This is a genomic window from Luteolibacter algae, from assembly GCF_042683045.1.
Taxonomy (GTDB): Bacteria; Verrucomicrobiota; Verrucomicrobiia; order Verrucomicrobiales; family Akkermansiaceae; genus Luteolibacter; species Luteolibacter algae.
Genome location: NZ_JBHUIT010000031.1, coordinates 430,974 through 446,287, shown reverse-complemented (window position 1 = coordinate 446,287; position 15,314 = coordinate 430,974). Strand labels below are relative to the sequence as shown.

General features: G+C 52.9%; 18 protein-coding genes. 10 read left to right on the top strand and 8 right to left on the bottom strand.

What is annotated here, in order from left to right; genetic code table 11:
* The first annotated feature begins 321 nt into the window (after positions 1 to 321).
* A complete protein-coding gene (locus ACFSSA_RS14300; protein ID WP_386821232.1) occupies positions 322 to 1,101 on the top strand; it encodes a GDSL-type esterase/lipase family protein in 780 nt (259 codons plus the stop codon).
* 216 nt (positions 1,102 to 1,317) lie between these two features.
* Here the strand turns inward: ACFSSA_RS14300 and ACFSSA_RS14295 are convergent, their stop codons facing one another.
* The gene (locus tag ACFSSA_RS14295) at positions 1,318 to 2,079 is read right to left on the bottom strand and encodes an IclR family transcriptional regulator (protein ID WP_386821231.1); all 762 of its coding nucleotides are present in this window, start codon (positions 2,077 to 2,079) and stop codon (positions 1,318 to 1,320) included.
* 117 nt (positions 2,080 to 2,196) lie between these two features.
* On the opposite strand from ACFSSA_RS14295, the gene ACFSSA_RS14290 reads away from it, so the two are divergent.
* Genes ACFSSA_RS14290 through ACFSSA_RS14265 form a run of 6 tightly spaced genes read left to right on the top strand, consistent with a single transcriptional unit; the run spans position 2,197 to position 7,136 of the window.
* Positions 2,197 to 2,571: a hypothetical protein gene (locus ACFSSA_RS14290; RefSeq protein WP_386821229.1), complete on the top strand. Its 375-nt coding sequence runs from the start codon at positions 2,197 to 2,199 to the stop codon at positions 2,569 to 2,571.
* Between the two features lie 24 nt (positions 2,572 to 2,595).
* Positions 2,596 to 3,423 (top strand): 5-dehydro-4-deoxy-D-glucuronate isomerase, encoded by an 828-nt coding sequence (gene kduI, locus ACFSSA_RS14285; RefSeq protein ID WP_386821227.1) that lies wholly within the window; start codon positions 2,596 to 2,598, stop codon positions 3,421 to 3,423.
* A gap of 2 nt (positions 3,424 to 3,425) precedes the next feature.
* Positions 3,426 to 4,190: a 2,5-didehydro-3-deoxy-L-galactonate 5-reductase gene (locus tag ACFSSA_RS14280; protein ID WP_386821260.1), complete on the top strand. Its 765-nt coding sequence runs from the start codon at positions 3,426 to 3,428 to the stop codon at positions 4,188 to 4,190.
* Positions 4,191 to 4,232: 42 nt separating this feature from the next.
* On the top strand, positions 4,233 to 5,252 hold the full coding sequence (locus ACFSSA_RS14275) for a TRAP transporter substrate-binding protein (protein ID WP_386821226.1): 1,020 nt from the start codon (positions 4,233 to 4,235) through the stop codon (positions 5,250 to 5,252).
* The gene (locus tag ACFSSA_RS14270) at positions 5,249 to 5,752 is read left to right on the top strand and encodes a TRAP transporter small permease (protein WP_386821224.1); all 504 of its coding nucleotides are present in this window, start codon (positions 5,249 to 5,251) and stop codon (positions 5,750 to 5,752) included. Before ACFSSA_RS14275 ends, ACFSSA_RS14270 begins: the two co-directional genes overlap by 4 nt.
* The gene (locus ACFSSA_RS14265) at positions 5,745 to 7,136 is read left to right on the top strand and encodes a TRAP transporter large permease (protein WP_386821223.1); all 1,392 of its coding nucleotides are present in this window, start codon (positions 5,745 to 5,747) and stop codon (positions 7,134 to 7,136) included. Before ACFSSA_RS14270 ends, ACFSSA_RS14265 begins: the two co-directional genes overlap by 8 nt.
* Positions 7,137 to 7,272: 136 nt before the next feature.
* Here the strand turns inward: ACFSSA_RS14265 and ACFSSA_RS14260 are convergent, their stop codons facing one another.
* Genes ACFSSA_RS14260 through ACFSSA_RS14250 form a run of 3 tightly spaced genes read right to left on the bottom strand, consistent with a single transcriptional unit; the run spans position 7,273 to position 8,950 of the window.
* A complete protein-coding gene (locus ACFSSA_RS14260) occupies positions 7,273 to 7,704 on the bottom strand; it encodes a hypothetical protein (protein WP_386821222.1) in 432 nt (143 codons plus the stop codon).
* A 27-nt stretch (positions 7,705 to 7,731) separates the two neighbouring features.
* Positions 7,732 to 8,616, bottom strand: coding sequence for a hypothetical protein (locus ACFSSA_RS14255; RefSeq protein WP_386821220.1), 885 nt, complete (start codon positions 8,614 to 8,616; stop codon positions 7,732 to 7,734).
* Between the two features lie 25 nt (positions 8,617 to 8,641).
* Positions 8,642 to 8,950, bottom strand: a complete 309-nt coding sequence (locus ACFSSA_RS14250; protein ID WP_386821219.1) for a hypothetical protein — start codon at positions 8,948 to 8,950, stop codon at positions 8,642 to 8,644.
* Between the two features lie 349 nt (positions 8,951 to 9,299).
* Between ACFSSA_RS14250 and ACFSSA_RS14245 the strand changes: the two genes are divergently transcribed.
* Positions 9,300 to 9,671 (top strand): VOC family protein, encoded by a 372-nt coding sequence (locus ACFSSA_RS14245; RefSeq protein ID WP_386821218.1) that lies wholly within the window; start codon positions 9,300 to 9,302, stop codon positions 9,669 to 9,671.
* A gap of 80 nt (positions 9,672 to 9,751) precedes the next feature.
* Here the strand turns inward: ACFSSA_RS14245 and ACFSSA_RS14240 are convergent, their stop codons facing one another.
* From ACFSSA_RS14240 to ACFSSA_RS14225, 4 genes are all read right to left on the bottom strand, one after another.
* The gene (locus tag ACFSSA_RS14240; protein WP_386821217.1) at positions 9,752 to 10,309 is read right to left on the bottom strand and encodes a sulfatase/phosphatase domain-containing protein; all 558 of its coding nucleotides are present in this window, start codon (positions 10,307 to 10,309) and stop codon (positions 9,752 to 9,754) included.
* Positions 10,306 to 11,292 carry a sulfatase-like hydrolase/transferase gene (locus tag ACFSSA_RS14235; protein ID WP_386821215.1) on the bottom strand — a complete coding sequence of 329 codons (987 nt, stop codon included), beginning with the start codon at positions 11,290 to 11,292 and terminating at the stop codon, positions 10,306 to 10,308. Before ACFSSA_RS14235 ends, ACFSSA_RS14240 begins: the two co-directional genes overlap by 4 nt.
* Positions 11,293 to 11,405: 113 nt before the next feature.
* The gene (locus ACFSSA_RS14230; protein ID WP_386821258.1) at positions 11,406 to 12,365 is read right to left on the bottom strand and encodes a sulfatase-like hydrolase/transferase; all 960 of its coding nucleotides are present in this window, start codon (positions 12,363 to 12,365) and stop codon (positions 11,406 to 11,408) included.
* Positions 12,272 to 12,985: a sulfatase-like hydrolase/transferase gene (locus ACFSSA_RS14225; RefSeq protein WP_386821213.1), complete on the bottom strand. Its 714-nt coding sequence runs from the start codon at positions 12,983 to 12,985 to the stop codon at positions 12,272 to 12,274. The genes ACFSSA_RS14230 and ACFSSA_RS14225 overlap by 94 nt, the downstream gene beginning before the upstream one ends.
* Before the next feature lie 177 nt (positions 12,986 to 13,162).
* On the opposite strand from ACFSSA_RS14225, the gene ACFSSA_RS14220 reads away from it, so the two are divergent.
* The gene (locus tag ACFSSA_RS14220; protein ID WP_386821212.1) at positions 13,163 to 13,918 is read left to right on the top strand and encodes an AraC family transcriptional regulator; all 756 of its coding nucleotides are present in this window, start codon (positions 13,163 to 13,165) and stop codon (positions 13,916 to 13,918) included.
* Positions 13,919 to 14,002: 84 nt separating this feature from the next.
* Positions 14,003 to 15,130, top strand: a complete 1,128-nt coding sequence (locus ACFSSA_RS14215; protein WP_386821211.1) for an acyltransferase family protein — start codon at positions 14,003 to 14,005, stop codon at positions 15,128 to 15,130.
* Positions 15,131 to 15,314: the final 184 nt, after the last annotated feature.

Genomic DNA, 15,314 nt, shown 5'->3' with positions numbered 1-15,314 from the left:
ATTCTCTTTAACGATCGTCCGCTGACCAAACCTGGAAGCGATACCGGTTTTTTTGGCGCTGGGCGCGGACTTCCAAGTAGCACCTCTCGTCTCAGTTGATTCGCTGCTCCATTGTCCGGACCGTCTGCATCGGGTCTTTACAGGCATCCTGCATCTGCACACCTATCGCTTGTATTCCAGAACCCAGACCCGTCATTAGAATGAAAACTCCTTCTACCACACGCATCCCGGCGCAGGCCGGTCACCAGGAACAATTCCATTATCAACAAACACTGCCGAACCCGAACCACGATGGAAACTAATTTGATACGAAGCAAAACGATGACACTACCCAGTGCGATGACATTTTTACTCGGTGGGCTTCTGCTGGCCGGAAGTGTGCTTAGCAAAGAGAATCCAGCGGAACTCGCGGTTCCGCGAGACACCACCGGCAAGAGCCAGTGGGTCGCCAACCACTACAAGCGCATGATGGCTCTGGCGGACAAATCGCCCGAGAAGTTCAGGATAGTCTTCGTCGGTGATTCGATCACCAAGAAGTGGCTCGATGATTCCGGATCCTTGTGGGCGGACAATTTCGGAAGTGAAGACAGCCCGTTTTACGCTTTGAATCTCGGTGTCCCGGGAGATCGGACCGACCATGTCCTCTACCGGCTAAAGGCAAAGGAAGACGGCGGATTGGGGAACCTGGACAACCCCGCCATTCAGCCCGAGGTGATTGTGCTGATGATCGGCACCAACAATCTTTTCCCACCCCATGATGCAGAACAGATCGCCGGCGGCATCGGCGCGGTAGCCAAGCGCCTGAAGGACTTGCGTCCTGACTCGAAGCTGATCATCTGTTCGGTCATTCCCTCGAACAGCGCCCAGAAGGACGAGGAACTGGTCATACCTGCCAACGCAACGCTGTCGGCTCTCGCGGAAAGCATGGGAGATGACGTCCGCTATCTTGATCTCTTTTCTCCCTTTCTCGACGGACAGGGAAAGAAAAACACCGAATGTTATGAAGACGGGCTGCACCTCAACGAAAAGGGATACGAGGTCTGGTTTAGTGAACTGATGCCGATGCTCAAGGAGACTCTAGGGTTGGCAACGGAAAACTAGCGGGCCGCTGGAAGAATTCGGCTGGGTGTGGGGCGATGTTGTCGTCCCTCCCGTTCTTGCCGGATAAGAGGAGCCCTTCGTCTGGAGCAAAATCGTCAACGACTGATTCGGATGCATCCACATCCTGTGGGATCAGCACTGCCGGGCCCAAGCATGAGGATTTGCTGGGATTAAAAAGTGGCCATCGGTCCCCTCTCAGATCTGTAAGCTCCGGGTTCATGCGTCGACACTGCCGCCAAGTTTTAGAGAAAGATCTTCGGCAGCAGAGATCACCCGATCTGCAATTTCAGGGATTCGTTCCTGAGGAAAGCTAACAGTGCTCGCCGTGATACCAATGGCGGCTTCTACCTTACCCGATGCGTTGCGCACCGGCGCGGCCAGACATCGAACTCCTATGCTATATTCTTCGTTATCGATCGAATACCCACGAGCTTGGATCTCGCGGATTTCCTTTGCCAGCGCTTTGACGGAGACCGATGTATGCGGGGTTCTTTTTACCAACGGCACGCCATCAAGGAACCCAGATAAATCAGAAACCGCAAAAGCGAGCATGATTTTGCCGGTCGCCGAACAATGAATATCTGCGAGCGTGCCCTCTTTGGAGGCGGCGCGCACCGGATTGGGGCTCTCGCAGACCCGGGCGATTAAAGCCTGCTTGCCCGTCAGCTGCGCTAGGTGTGCGGTTTCTCCGGTAGTCACTGCGAGTATATTCAAAACCGGGCCGGCCAGTTCGCGAATATCGCTCTTCTTGAAGGCTTTAAGACCCATCCCGAGCATCATTGGCCCGATCTGATAAGTCCTCCCCTCACGCTGCACAAAACCCTCATCTTCGAGTGTGGTCAAAATGCGCAGCATCGATGTCCGTGGAACCCCGAGGTGCTCTCCCATCTCCCCGATACTAATACCGGATTTCTGCTCAGCCATAAGCTTGAGAGCCAAGCAGGCGTTCTTCAAGTTAGGGATCGTGTATTTGCTCATGTGAGATATTATGTGTTCATATATGAACAGACGTCAACCAAATATGGATATTACTCCTTGACGATATTGAATCGATAGTTAGGGTCGCATCAGTTCTCCGGAAAACGGTGAAATCTCATGTTACACAAACCGATCTTTCTAAACCTTGCCCCTGATGCTCTGGTGGGCATCAGCTTTACGCCCTGGCGCGTAACTGCTCCTGAGTCGGCAGAGATCAACCCGGAAACCCACTCCTCTTTTGTCCCGGAGCGGGAAAATGGATTTGCTTGTGAACTCAATGAGCATGGTGTTGCCACTACTGTGCTAGTAGCTCCGTCAAAAATTAGCGAAGTGGTTCGATTCGGCTCAAACAAGCCTGACCACAGTTGCGGGCAGTTCATCACGGAGACGGATCCCGGTGGCCGCATTGTTTATCATACGGGACACGACTGGGAAAAGGCCGGTGCAAGCAGATCAATGCAGAAATGGGCCGCTCATCTCAACAATTTTTAAAATCAATCAATTGAAGCATTTAGCATGAACATCAGATACACAGTCGGAATCAACGAATACAGGAGGATGAACACGCAGGAGCTGCGTGATGCCTTTCAAGTGAACATTTTTGAAACCGGCGAGATCAATCTACTCTACTGTGAGGTCGAGCGCGGCATTATTGGTGCTGCGGTTCCAACAACCACGGCACTAAAGCTCATCGTTGGCAAAGAACTCGCGGCAGACTATTTCTGCCAGCGGAGGGAAATCGGAATCCTGAACATTGGTGGTCAGGGTATTGTGACAGTTGATGGAGTCGAGTATGTGGTGAATAATCTCGATTGCCTTTATGTTGGCCGAGGCAGTCGGGACATCACCTTCAGTAGTAACGATGTCAGCACACCGGCGCGCTTTTACTTCATCAGTTATCCAGCTCACAAGGAGTTTCCCACCGCACTTGCTAAAAAGACCGATGCCAATGCGTTGCATCTCGGCTCCGTCAAGGACGCCAATAAGCGGACGATTTACCAATACATTCATAAGGAGGGAATCAAGAGCTGCCAACTGGTGATGGGTTTCACAGCCCTGGAAGAAGGCAGTGTCTGGAACACCATGCCCTGTCACACACATGAGCGCCGCACCGAGGTATACATGTATTTCGGGCTCGAAGATAACGCCCGAGTGTTTCACCTGATGGGACTCGGCGATGAAACCCGCCACTTAACCATGGCCAATGAACAGGCGGTCATTTCACCAATGTGGTCGATCCATTCGGGATGTGGAACGCAGGCGTATAATTTTTGCTGGGGAATGGGTGGCGAAAACCAACGCTTCGACGACATGGATCACATTCAAATCAAGGACTTGAAATAATGATACTCGATCAATTCAACCTTGAGGGAAAAGTCGCACTTGTGACCGGCTGCAAACGCGGTATTGGCAAGAGCATGGCGCTCGCGTTGGCGGAAGCCGGCGCGGACATCATCGGTGTCAGTGCCTCACTTGAAACGGAAGGCAGCGCCATCGAAAAGGAAGTGCGGGCGCTTGGCCGCCGGTTCAAGGGGTATGCCTGCGACTTCGGTGACCGCAAGGCGCTCTACGCATTCATCGAACAGGTGAAAGCGGATTTCCCACAGATCGATATTCTTGTAAACAACGCGGGCACGATCAAGCGGGCACCCGCGGCGGAGCATCCGGACGAATTGTGGGACCCGGTGATAGAAGTCAACCTGAACGCCCAGTTCGTGCTCTCGCGTGAGATCGGCAAAGAGATGGTCGGGCGGGGTTCCGGAAAGATTATCTTCACTGCTTCGTTGCTTACATTTCAGGGCGGCATCACGGTTCCCGGCTATGCGGCCAGCAAAGGAGCGATCGGCCAACTGACGATGGCACTCTCCAACGAGTGGGCTAGCAAAGGGGTTCAAGTCAACGCGATCGCTCCCGGCTACATCGCCACCGATAATACCCAGGCGCTGCGGGATGACCCGGAGCGCAGTCAGGCAATCCTGGGCCGGATTCCGGCCGGGCGCTGGGGGACACCGGAGGATTTCATGGGGCCGGTGGTGTTTCTGGCATCACAAGCTTCCAACTACATGTCCGGCCACACCATGCTTGTAGATGGCGGATGGATGGGACGCTGACCACAACCTAAACGAAATAGGCGGAATGAACTTCATACAAAAATGAGTAAATCAATTTCCTACTTCATCTCCGGGCTACTCCTCGGCGGCCTGCTCGCGACGCTTGGTTTCGTTCTGTTCGTGAGGACGCTGGATTCCGGAGAATCGGGGAACGCCCAAACGGTTCTCAAGCTCGGGCACGGCCTCGACACAGGGCATCCCGTTCACAAAGCGATGGAGTTAATGAAAACCCGCCTGGAAGAACTCTCCTCTGGGCAGATCAGCATCGACATTTACCCCGGTGCTGTCCTTGGATCAGAAACCCAATGTATCGAACAGCTACAAAATGGTTCGCTGGCGATGACCAAGACGTCAGCCGCAACAATGGAGAATTTCATCCCTCAAATGGCGGTTTTCAGCCTCCCGTATATTTTCCGCGATGAAAATCACTACTGGAAAGTGATCAATGGAGAAATCGGACAGGAATTGCTCGCACAAGGGGAGGAGAAATTACTGCGGGGGCTTTGCTATTACGATGCCGGCAGTCGGAATTTTTATAGCAAGAGCCGCCCGATCAAAAAACCGGATGATCTCAAAGGAATGAAAATCCGGGTAATGAACAGCAGCACCGCCATCGATATGGTCAAAGCCATGGGCGGCTCTCCGACGCCCATCGCGTGGGGGGAACTCTACTCCGCGCTCGCTCAGGGAACAGTCGACGGAGCCGAAAATAATCTGCCAAGCTTTACCACCAACAAACACTACGAAGTATGCAAACATTTTACTTTAAATGGTCACACCCGGGTGCCGGACATCCTGATGATGAGCGCCAAAGTGTGGAACAAGCTGGATCCCCAGGTTCGCGACTGGCTGCTGATCGCCGCCCGGGAATCCTCCGATTTCCAACGTGAATTGTGGCAACAGGAAACAGCTATAGCGCTTGAAAAGGCCGAATCCGAAGGGGTGACGATCTACGAGGTCGATACCGAGGCGTTCGCCGCAAAAGTTAAGCCAATGCTACAGAATATTGGAAACAGCGACGTGCGCAAGCTAGCTAAAAAGATCAAGGCTATCAACGAATGATCAACGCAATACTCAGTTTCAAAAAAGGTCTGGCAAAGCTGCTGGAGCTGACCCTAATTCTCGCAGTGGCACTACTCGTCCTCAACGTGGTATGGGGCGTTTTCACACGTTATGCGATGGGAGAACAGGCCAACTGGACCGAGGAGCTGGCTCGCTTTTTGCTCGTCTGGATCTCGATGCTTGGGGCTGCCCTCGCCTTCGGCACCAGAGCTCACCTCGGCGTCGATTACCTGATGGAAAAGCTGCATCCCGAAGTGCGCGGACTGATGGAGGTGACGGTGCATCTCATCGTTCTCTTTTTCGCTGCCGCCGTTTTCATCTATGGCGGTAGCCGTGTTGTTGCGGATGCCTTGGCAATGGAGCAGACGACACCCGCCCTCGGTTGGAAAATGGGCCATATCTACCTGGTGTTGCCCGTGGCAGGTATTTTTATGGTAATTTTCACGATAGAGAATTTGATTGAAACGATAACCCTGAAAAAGGAGGCAGCCCGTGGCTGAAGTCGCACTAATCCTGGTCGTGGTTTTTGTGCTCTTGCTGTTCATGAACACCCCGATCGCTGTGGCTATCGGACTTGCAACCTTTGCCGCGGTATTACTTGAAGGTTCGGATCCCACTGTTGTCGTCGCTGCCAACATGGCGAACGGCGTAAATAGTTTCGCACTTCTGGCGATTCCATTCTTCATCCTCTCCGGGCACCTGATGGGCAAAGGCGGAATGGCCCGGCGCCTGATCGATTTCGCCGGAGCGTTGGTCGGCTTCTTTCCCGGAGGCCTGGCCTACGTCAATACACTCACGTGTATGTTGTTCGGATCGATTTCGGGATCGGCTGCGGCGGCGGTGTCATCGGTCGGCGGATTTATGATCCCCGAAATGAACCGCAAGGGATACAACCGGGAATTTAACGTCGCCGTCACAACGACGGCTGCAACAACCGGTCTGCTCATTCCGCCCAGCAATGTCATGATTGTGTATTCAGTCGCTGCGGGTTCGGTATCGATCGCCGCTATGTTCATGGCTGGCGTCATTCCTGGAATCATCGTCGGGTTGTTTATCATGCTGGTTTGCGTGGGACTTGCCCTGCGAAACAAATACCCCTGTGAAGATCGCTCTTCCCTCCGGGAGATCCTGATAGCTTTCAAACGCGCATTTCTCAGCCTGTCCCTAATCGTCGTCGTAATTGGAGGTATCCTGGCCGGTGTCTTCACTGCGACCGAGGCCGCCGCCATAGCGGTCGTCTATGCCTTTCTGTTGACCGTTGTCATCTACCGGGAAATCAAGCTGAAGGCCCTACCAGATCTGATGTTGCAAACCGGTATCACAACCGCAGTCATCATGCTATTGATCGGTGCAAGCTCCGGGATGAGCTGGATCATGACGATGGCCAATATCCCGCAGACCGTCAGCGCGGTGTTACTGGGATTATCCGAAAATCCGGTGATGATACTTCTCACCATCAACATTCTGCTGCTGATAGTTGGCACCTTCATGGATATGACTCCGGCGATCCTGATTTTCACGCCCATTTTTCTGCCCGTGGCCGTATCGCTGGGCATGAACGAAGTTCACTTCGGCATCATGATGATTACCAATTTATGCATCGGTCTCTGCACGCCGCCTGTGGGAACCTGCCTTTTCATCGGCTGCGGAGTCGGGGAAACAACGATCGCAAAAGTGACCACTACCATGCTGCCATTCTTTGGCGCAATGATCGTCGCGCTGATGGTGATTACCTATATCCCGGCCACCTCGCTGTGGCTACCGGTGCAGACCGGACAGCTGAAAAAGAGCGAGGTAGAGAAAAACACTTTTATGAAGTGGCATCTCGTCCCGGATCGAGAGAAGGAAGGCGATGCTCTCAAACCAAAAGAGATTCACGATTGAAAAATATGCTGAACGAATTTTGAAACGTTTGATCAATTTCCCGATCGACCACGTGATTCTTGAATTCATCGATCTTTTCGATGCCTCTGATGATCGCAGATTCTGTGCCTAAGCATTTTGATTCCTCCCATCCTTTTCAGTCAGGGTGAACCGATAGAGGGTGGCAGAAACAAGCCACTCCGTTGGCACTGCAGTGGATCGCCCGGTTGCTCAGTTGTTGACCGAATCTCGGAACCGCTCCCACAGCCATATGGAATTCAAATATCAAGGCCCGCTCGGCATAAACCTGTGTTGTCCCCTCAACCCGAATCTGTCGAGGCAGCAGCTCGAACAGACGTTTCTCATCCGGCCAGTTGACGCTGTGAGCCTCTACGCCAGCGAGGACAGTCTTCTGTCCCTCATCCAGGAAGGTGGGTTTGGTGATAATCACGGCACTGAGTCCGTCCATGTCACCTGAAGTCAGCGTCTTATCCAGCCAGGCGTCCCCCGCCACAATATAGCGGAATGGGATGTTTTTCCGGATCAACTCAAGGCCGACACGCTTCGCCTCCGGCTTCCATCGACGCATCGCGGTGTGACTGTAGAGCAGCCCTACCTACGCGACCGGTTCATACCCGTTAAAGAGGTCCGCGTGGCGACGAACGAATTGGTAGAGGTCATCGAAATTCCCGGGACGGCTTTCGTATCGAGCTTCATCTTCACCGCTCCATACATTATTTGGAACCAGGAAGTTATGCCCGTATGCATAGGATTGGGCGATCCAGATTCGCACCATGCCCTTGAGATTTTGGTCACGGACGTAGGTCCAATCGTTATTGCCCATCCCGGTCACAAGAATCCGCTTGCCGAGCCCGTCGGCGAGCTTGTAGCGGAAAATCTGATCCTCAGGAATCTGGCGCTTCTCGGGATGGAGAATCGTTTCAATCGTAAAATGATCGATCACCGAAGCCGGATACCAATCTTTGGCGTGGTGCAGCGGAGTGCTGGTCGAAAACTCAATCGGCGTGGCCGACATCTCATCGACGGCCCGATGAAATTCTTCCAGAAATCCTCGAGCCGCCACCTGCTGGAAAGTAAGGTATTCATCTGCCAGGGGCAATTTGGACGGCCAGGCGAGAACCTCTCTTCCAAACTGAGTCGAAGTAAAACCGCGATCACGAAGAAAGCGCCCATAGTCGAATCCATTCAGATCCCCTATTTGAAGTGCATTCAATTTTTGCTGAGGAATATTTTCAGCTACATATCCTTTGAAAGCGGTCATACAGTGAGAACAGAAACAGCCACCCTGATGGAGCGCGTTCGCCGTGGTATGGATTCCGTCGATAAGCAACATGTCCGGCTGTCCCGCAAGCGCCTCTTTGGCCTGTTGTGTCAGATATTCCCGATAGCCGGGAGCATTGGTGCAGAAGTAGTAGGGCGGATGCCCCTTATACTCGCTGTTCCAGAACCTGAAAACGATCGGATTTCCATCGAGATCCATACACGCGGCATCCTGAAAATCTGGATCAATAATCGATCATCACGCGCCACCCGGCATCCAATTCCACCCTCGCCTGATAGCGAACGCCCGAGCCATGTGCCTCATCGATTCCCCTCTTCCATTCCGCATAAAACTCCTTCCCCGACAGCTCCCATAGCCGGAAACCCCATGCGACCATCGTAGCCCCGTATTGCCTATACACCTCGGGACTGGCTTGATTTGCAAAGGCTACATCGGACCGTTTGATGCTGCCGTCAGCAAGTGCCTGGGTCGGGACATTTGAGATCAGTGCCACCGTAAGGAGCGTGCGAATCGCGATTCTTCTCTTCATCATATATAAATGGGCCAACGAAGCTCTTGAAATAGTAGACATCCTCACTCCGGATGACCTCTTCCAATCAAGCATTAAAGGTTACTCCACCTGTTTATTAGGCAAGAAATCGGACTGCGATTTACTTCTCTAACCAGGCCAGAATTTTGTGGCACGTTCCTAATGCTCAGCGGTTCCGTCTCCAACACCCCTAATATCCTTCAGTCGAGCCGTAGCGGATCAATTTTTTTACGGGCTGAAAAATGATCTCCGTGTGAAACCCTCCTGACATAGGGTTGTCAGGAGGGGATGCTTTGATCGAGAGGTCGACCGGAAGACCGGGCGCATCTTTATGACCAATTACCAACAAATTATGAAAACCAACGCACTAAACTGGTTCGAGATCTTCACAAATGATCTGACGAAAGCCACGGAATTTTACAGCACCATTCTTGCCGCCGAGCTGGAGCCCGCGACGATGGAAGGTTGCCAGATGGCCATGTTTCCCAGCGATACTGAGAACGGTGTCGGCGGCGCAATCACCCGGATGGAGGGCTGTGCCCCCGGAGCCGGTGGCACCCTGGTCTATCTGAATGTCGAGGGTGATCTCGACGGTGTCATCTCCCGCATTCCAGGCGCCGGGGGAACGATCGTGAAAGAACGTTTCAGCATTTCCCCGCACGGCTTTATTGCGATCTTCCGCGATCCGGAAGGCAATCTGGTGGGCCTGCATAGCATGTCTTGATGAAAAACTTTTGAGGGGATCCGATCCCGGATCCCCTCATCAAACCGATATGTAACAACTTATAGCAAAGAGGCAGCACCCTATTTCAAAAGCTCCTCCATCTGCACCCATTTTTCGCCCTCTTTGAGCTTGTAATTCTCTTGCGGAGCGCCCGGCGTGCTGCGGCCTTTGTTAATAATCCCGATCAACTCTTTTTTCAGACTTACAACGACTTCCGGGTGTTCCGAAGAAAGATTTGCCGTCTCTCCCAGGTCCTTTTCCATATCGAAAAGCATGATGCCGGCTGCGTCCGAGATCGGTTGCTTGACCTGCTCATCGCGACCGCGCCGTGAGCCGCCATGCTCATCAAGGACGAGTTTCCACTTTCCTTTTCGCACCGCGAAATGCCCATCATCCGAGTGATGAACGAGCATCCGCTCGGCAGCTCCCGGAATAGCTTCACCCTTGATGGCGGGTAGGAAACTCACGCTGTCTTCCGCGACGTTATCCGGAAGTTTTTTCCCGATAAGCTCCGCACAGGTGGCCAGCAGATCATTGGTGGAAATGAGTTGATCGGAGACCATTCCGGCTTTGATCGTTTCCGGCCAGCGGATCACGAAGGGAATGCGGTGACCGCCCTCCCATAGTGTGCCTTTCATGCCACGGTAGATCCAGCTGGTCTGGTGGCCTTTTTTGCCATCTCAGGAATTCCCGCTGATGGAGAAGTCCCATTGTCCGCAGTGAAAATCACGATGGTATTTTCCGCCAGCTTCAGCTCATCGAGAGTTTTCAGCACTTCTCCCACCACCCAATCCGTTTCCATAACGAAGTCGCCATGATCGTTCAGCCCGCTTTTCCCGAGAAATCCTTCTCTCGGGACAATGGGGTTGTGCGGCGACGTGAGGGGTAGGTAGAGGAAAAAGGGCTTTTCGGCATTTCCCCGTATCCATTCACAAGCGGTGGAAGCAAATCTCGTTAGTTTTTCTTCCTGGACGTAATCGTCCTCCGCCCAGTCGGGCTTGGTATGCACGTATTTTCTTTCTTTCACGTCCGCGGCCGTAAGCAGTTTCACTTCCTTCTCCACCCGTCGACCCTCGATGTAAAACATGCATGTGGGATGGGATTCGAGGACGAAATCAAATCCCCTATCCATGGGGCCGTTCTCGATAGGTGCGGTGAGATCGACGAATTTTGCCGCGATCCGCTTGCTCTTCGCGGGGGCACTGTTTTTCCAATCCATTCCCAGATGCCACTTCCCGACCATCGCAGTCGCATAGCCTGCCTTTTTGAGGAAAGTGGCCACGGTCTCCCGCTCTTTTTCGATCAATGGTGGGCTATAGGGCCCAAGCACCCCTTCCTTCAGCCATGTCCGCCAGCTATAACGGCCAGTCATAATGCCGTAGCGGGTGGGTGAGCACACTGCGGACGCTGTATGCGCGTCCATGAACTTCATCCCTTCCGCCGCGATGCGATCGATGTTCGGGGTTGGGATTTTACCGTCCTTGTTGTAGGCGGAAACATCTCCCGGCCCCATATCATCAGCGAGGATGTAGACGATGTTCGGCGTGGCAGCCAGTGCGTTCTGCGCTGCAAGAATCAGCGCGAAGCCGATAACCTTTCCCAATTTTAATTTTCCACTCATACCCATTTTTTCTTTGTTCTTGTTTCGTTGATTCAAAAAAATTTCCCCTTCATCTGCCAAAAGGAGAGAGCCAGAATGGCGGGCGAAGCCATTCCCTCATCCCATCGAGCAAGTTACTTCTTCGCCTTGGACTTCTTGTTGGCTTTTCCCACAAGAGGTTCTCCTTCGGGATGCCTGGCCTTATATTCCTCTGGCGTTAGCCACGTGATGGCCGGCCACCATCCGGTGTCATTGGATTGGCGGGCGCCCTGTGTGGAGCGGCCATTGCAGAGCATCTCCGTCAGCTTTACTTCGAGAGCCGCAGCCACCTCCGGATGCTGCTTGATCAGGTTTCGATTCTCTCCGATGTCCTCCGCTAAATCGTAAAGCTCGCGGCCATTTCCCCCGGATGGCATTACCAGTTTCCACTTCCCCTCCGTGACCGAAAACTGTCCGTTGCGGTTGTTCGTGATGATCATCGGGATGCGCTCGAAACCGGAGGCAGGATTCCTCAAAACATCCGCAAAGCTCTGGCTATCTTCCGCAGCATCCTCAGGGAGTTTGGCTCCGATGATTTCTGCGACCGTGACCATCAGATCGATCTGACAAATCGGTTTTTCCCAGATCCGGCCAGCCTGAATGACCGCAGGCCATCGTATGGAAAATGGAACACGGTGACCGCCCTCATAGTGCGATCTTTTTCCGTCCCTGAGCTTACCACTACTATGGTGCCCGTAATCCTTGATGCGTTGCTTCCAGGTATTTTCGGCGCCGTTGTCACTGGAGAAGAGGACGAGCGTATTTTCAGAAAGCTCCTGTTCATCGAGGAAATCCAACAAGCGCCCGATGTGGAAATCCGTCTCCATCACGAAATCGCCATAACCGCCACATCCGCTTTTTCCGATAAAGTCCGCGCGAGGGGCGACCGGCTCATGCGGAGATGTCATGGAAAAATAGAGAAAGAACGGCTTGCCGTTTTTCGCGTCGTTCGCCTGTGCGCTCACCCATTCCATTGCCTTGTCCGTATAGCGGGTGAGCAGCTGGTCGTCTTCCCAATCCGGCGCGACTTCGCTGATGAAGTTTTTGTTCTCAATCGTATCTTTCGGCTGCTCCTCGAGATCCGTGTATACGGCTTCATGATGCGCCAGCGCTTGTCGATGTTTGGAAAATTTTTCTTGTGATATGTTAATAGATCCGGCTCCGCAGCCCCCGGCGCCAGGCCGCGATTTTCAAACCACGCGCATACCAACTTCGGCGATGTCGGTATCCCATACCAGTAGTCAAAGCCTCGATCCACCGGCCCCTCCAAAATCGGTTCCGACCAATCGCGGTCCCCCCGCGAACCCGGTAGTTCCATGCCGAGGTGCCATTTCCCGACACAAGCGGTATGATAGCCGTTCTGTTGTAGCATCCCGCCAATCGTCAAGCGGCCTTCGGAAATCATTGATGGCTGGTCCACATCACCGACACCTTCTTTCAGCTCGGTGCGCCATGGATACCGGCCTGTCATCAAAGCATAGCGTGAGGGTGTGCAGGCTGATCCCGCCGAGTGTCCGTTCGTAAAATTGATCCCTCCTTTGATCAGGCGATCTATGTTCGGCGTCTGGAATTTCGAATCCGGATTCAGGTGACTGACATCTCCGTAGCCCTGATCATCCGTGTAGATGACGACGATATTCGGCTGAGACATCGGGCCCGCATGGAGCTCTGCCATTAGGGACAGGCTCAGTCCGGTGAAAACTCGCGTAAGAAAAAGGATGTGAAAATGGCTCAAAAAGGGTCGGGTTGGGTTTCAGAATATCCGTTCGAAGAGCGATCGAATATTAGGACAACATCGGGTTATTTTTCCCGAAAGACATGTGCTGGCAGGTGAGTAGGCTATTGTGAACAAATGACCGATCAAGAGGATGCCGAATGGATCAAGAAGCAGGAACAGTTCCGCGAGGCACTTCATGGCGCACAGCTCCAGCAGCTCTTCAACTATCTCCCGGGAGTCTATTTCGTAGCGAAGTGCAAGGATGGCCAGGTGATGATGGCCAACCAGCTGGCCGCACAGCTATGCGGCCAGGAATCCGAAAAAGACATGATCGGGAAAAGCGATTACGACCTTTTCCCTTCCGAGCAGGCGGAAGGCTACACCAGAGACGATCGGCAGGTTTATGAGACCGGGGTGCCGATTATCGATCGTGTGGAGCTCGCACCGGATCCCAAGAATGCGATCAACTGGTTCATCACCACAAAGCTGCCTCTATATGGGCAGAATAAGAAGATCATCGGCCTCGCCTGCATCGCCAGGAACATGGAAGACGATAGCGAAAAGGTGCGCCCGTATGCTGAGATGAACGATGTATTGGAATACATCCGCATTAACTACGCCGCGCAAATCCGTGTCGAGGATCTCGCCGCGCTGGCCCATCTATCCGTCGGCCAGTTCGAGAGGAACTTCAAAAAAATCTTCGGAATTTCCCCCAAACAGCATCTCATGAATGTGCGGATCCAAGCTGCATCCCACCTTTTGCGATCTACTCACCACACAATCACTTCGATTGCCCACGAAACGGGATTCTACGATCACAGCCACTTTTCCCGTTCTTTCAAAAAGGAACTGGGCGTTTCCCCTGGAGAATACCGTAAGCCCAAGGGCTGATTTTTTTCCATACTCCTGCGGCAAATACACAAACGCGTCAGCATTCTACAAGACCGCGGCTCCGTCAGCAGTCCAGCATGTCATATGCCGCATCAAGTTCCACCTGCTCCAGATGAGAAAGTCCGTTTGACATCATTGGACGCATTGCGCGGATTCGATATGTTCTGGATCATCGGTGGCTCGGGAATGATGGTCGCATTGATTAAAATCCTGGGCTTTCCGGAGAACTGGGTGGAGGAATTTGCAAAACAAATGACCCATGGAAAATGGGATCAATACCATTTCACCGATCTCATCTTCCCGTTGTTTGTGTTTATGTCGGGAGTCACTGTGCCCTACTCGATCCTGGCAAAAAAATCCAAGGGCGTGCCTAGCCGGACATTGCAACTTCAGATTATAAGGCGCACCGCGATTATCGTCCTGATCGGGGTTAGTTTTACAGCCTTCCGTTTCAGATGGGAGGAGATCCGCTTCTATCAGGTCCTCTGGATTATCGGTATGGCATATGGGATCGGCGCCAGCATTAACCTGCATATCAGGAGCTGGAAATATAGGATCGGTATATTCTTCGGCATACTCGTGACCTATCACCTCGCGATGCAATATATCCCCTACCCTGGAAAAGGAGACACTATGACGTGGGGCAACAATCTCGCGGCATGGATGGATCGAAACTTGATCCAGACCAAACTGCTTGGAACCACCAGCGATCCGGAAGGCTCTATCCGGATCTTTCCAGCCGGTGCGCTGGGCCTGCTGGGCGGACTCGTCGGCGAACGGATAAAATCCTATCAAATCCCCCGCTTACGATGCGGCATCGAGCTATTTGCAGCCGGCCTGTTCTGCCTGCTGGTCGGCTGGCTCTGGAGCTTCTCTTTTCCCATCATCAAAGTCCTCTGGTCTCCATCCTATATCGTATGGTCCGCGGGCTGGTCCCTGCTACTGCTCGGGCTGTTTTACACGCTCATCGATGTGTGGAAGATGAAGTGGCTCGGCTGGGTCTTTCTTCCGATAGGTATGAATGCGATTACCATCTATGCCGCACAGTGGTATTTTCCGTTTCATGCCAGCCGGGATTTCTTTTTCGAAGGATTGGCCAGCCACTTCGAAAATCCTGACATGCGGAATTTTATCCTCAGCGCCGGCCTCGTCATCATCGAGTGGTTGATCCTTTACGCGCTCTACCGGAAGAAAATTTTTCTACGGGTTTAACCCGGTTCCTCCGTGCCACCGAACGGAAAATTACACACAGATGCAGAATTTATCCAAGACCCGCAATCCACGATATGTTGAGCTACTGTAAAGAAACTATCCGAAACCCATTATTACACCCGGGAAACCGCTGGCGGAAAACTACACAGTCGGACTGACCTCGGTGCCTGACGGACCCACCGCA

Excerpts from the sequence above, each read along its gene's own strand:
- ACFSSA_RS14250 (WP_386821219.1), bottom strand. The coding sequence starts at position 8,950 with ATGATGAAGAGAAGAATCGCGATTCGCACGCTCCTTACGGTGGCACTG.
- ACFSSA_RS14270 (WP_386821224.1), top strand. The coding sequence starts at position 5,249 with ATGATCAACGCAATACTCAGTTTCAAAAAAGGTCTGGCAAAGCTGCTG.
- kduI (WP_386821227.1), top strand. The coding sequence starts at position 2,596 with ATGAACATCAGATACACAGTCGGAATCAACGAATACAGGAGGATGAAC.
- ACFSSA_RS14225 (WP_386821213.1), bottom strand. The coding sequence starts at position 12,985 with ATGGCAGAGCTCCATGCGGGCCCGATGTCTCAGCCGAATATCGTCGTC.
- ACFSSA_RS14220 (WP_386821212.1), top strand. The coding sequence starts at position 13,163 with ATGACCGATCAAGAGGATGCCGAATGGATCAAGAAGCAGGAACAGTTC.
- ACFSSA_RS14295 (WP_386821231.1), bottom strand. The coding sequence starts at position 2,079 with ATGAGCAAATACACGATCCCTAACTTGAAGAACGCCTGCTTGGCTCTC.
- ACFSSA_RS14215 (WP_386821211.1), top strand. The coding sequence starts at position 14,003 with ATGCCGCATCAAGTTCCACCTGCTCCAGATGAGAAAGTCCGTTTGACA.
- ACFSSA_RS14255 (WP_386821220.1), bottom strand. The coding sequence starts at position 8,616 with ATGGATCTCGATGGAAATCCGATCGTTTTCAGGTTCTGGAACAGCGAG.
- ACFSSA_RS14290 (WP_386821229.1), top strand. The coding sequence starts at position 2,197 with ATGTTACACAAACCGATCTTTCTAAACCTTGCCCCTGATGCTCTGGTG.
- ACFSSA_RS14260 (WP_386821222.1), bottom strand. The coding sequence starts at position 7,704 with ATGCGTCGATGGAAGCCGGAGGCGAAGCGTGTCGGCCTTGAGTTGATC.
- ACFSSA_RS14240 (WP_386821217.1), bottom strand. The coding sequence starts at position 10,309 with ATGAAAGGCACACTATGGGAGGGCGGTCACCGCATTCCCTTCGTGATC.
- ACFSSA_RS14275 (WP_386821226.1), top strand. The coding sequence starts at position 4,233 with ATGAGTAAATCAATTTCCTACTTCATCTCCGGGCTACTCCTCGGCGGC.
- ACFSSA_RS14245 (WP_386821218.1), top strand. The coding sequence starts at position 9,300 with ATGAAAACCAACGCACTAAACTGGTTCGAGATCTTCACAAATGATCTG.
- ACFSSA_RS14300 (WP_386821232.1), top strand. The coding sequence starts at position 322 with ATGACACTACCCAGTGCGATGACATTTTTACTCGGTGGGCTTCTGCTG.
- ACFSSA_RS14235 (WP_386821215.1), bottom strand. The coding sequence starts at position 11,292 with ATGAGTGGAAAATTAAAATTGGGAAAGGTTATCGGCTTCGCGCTGATT.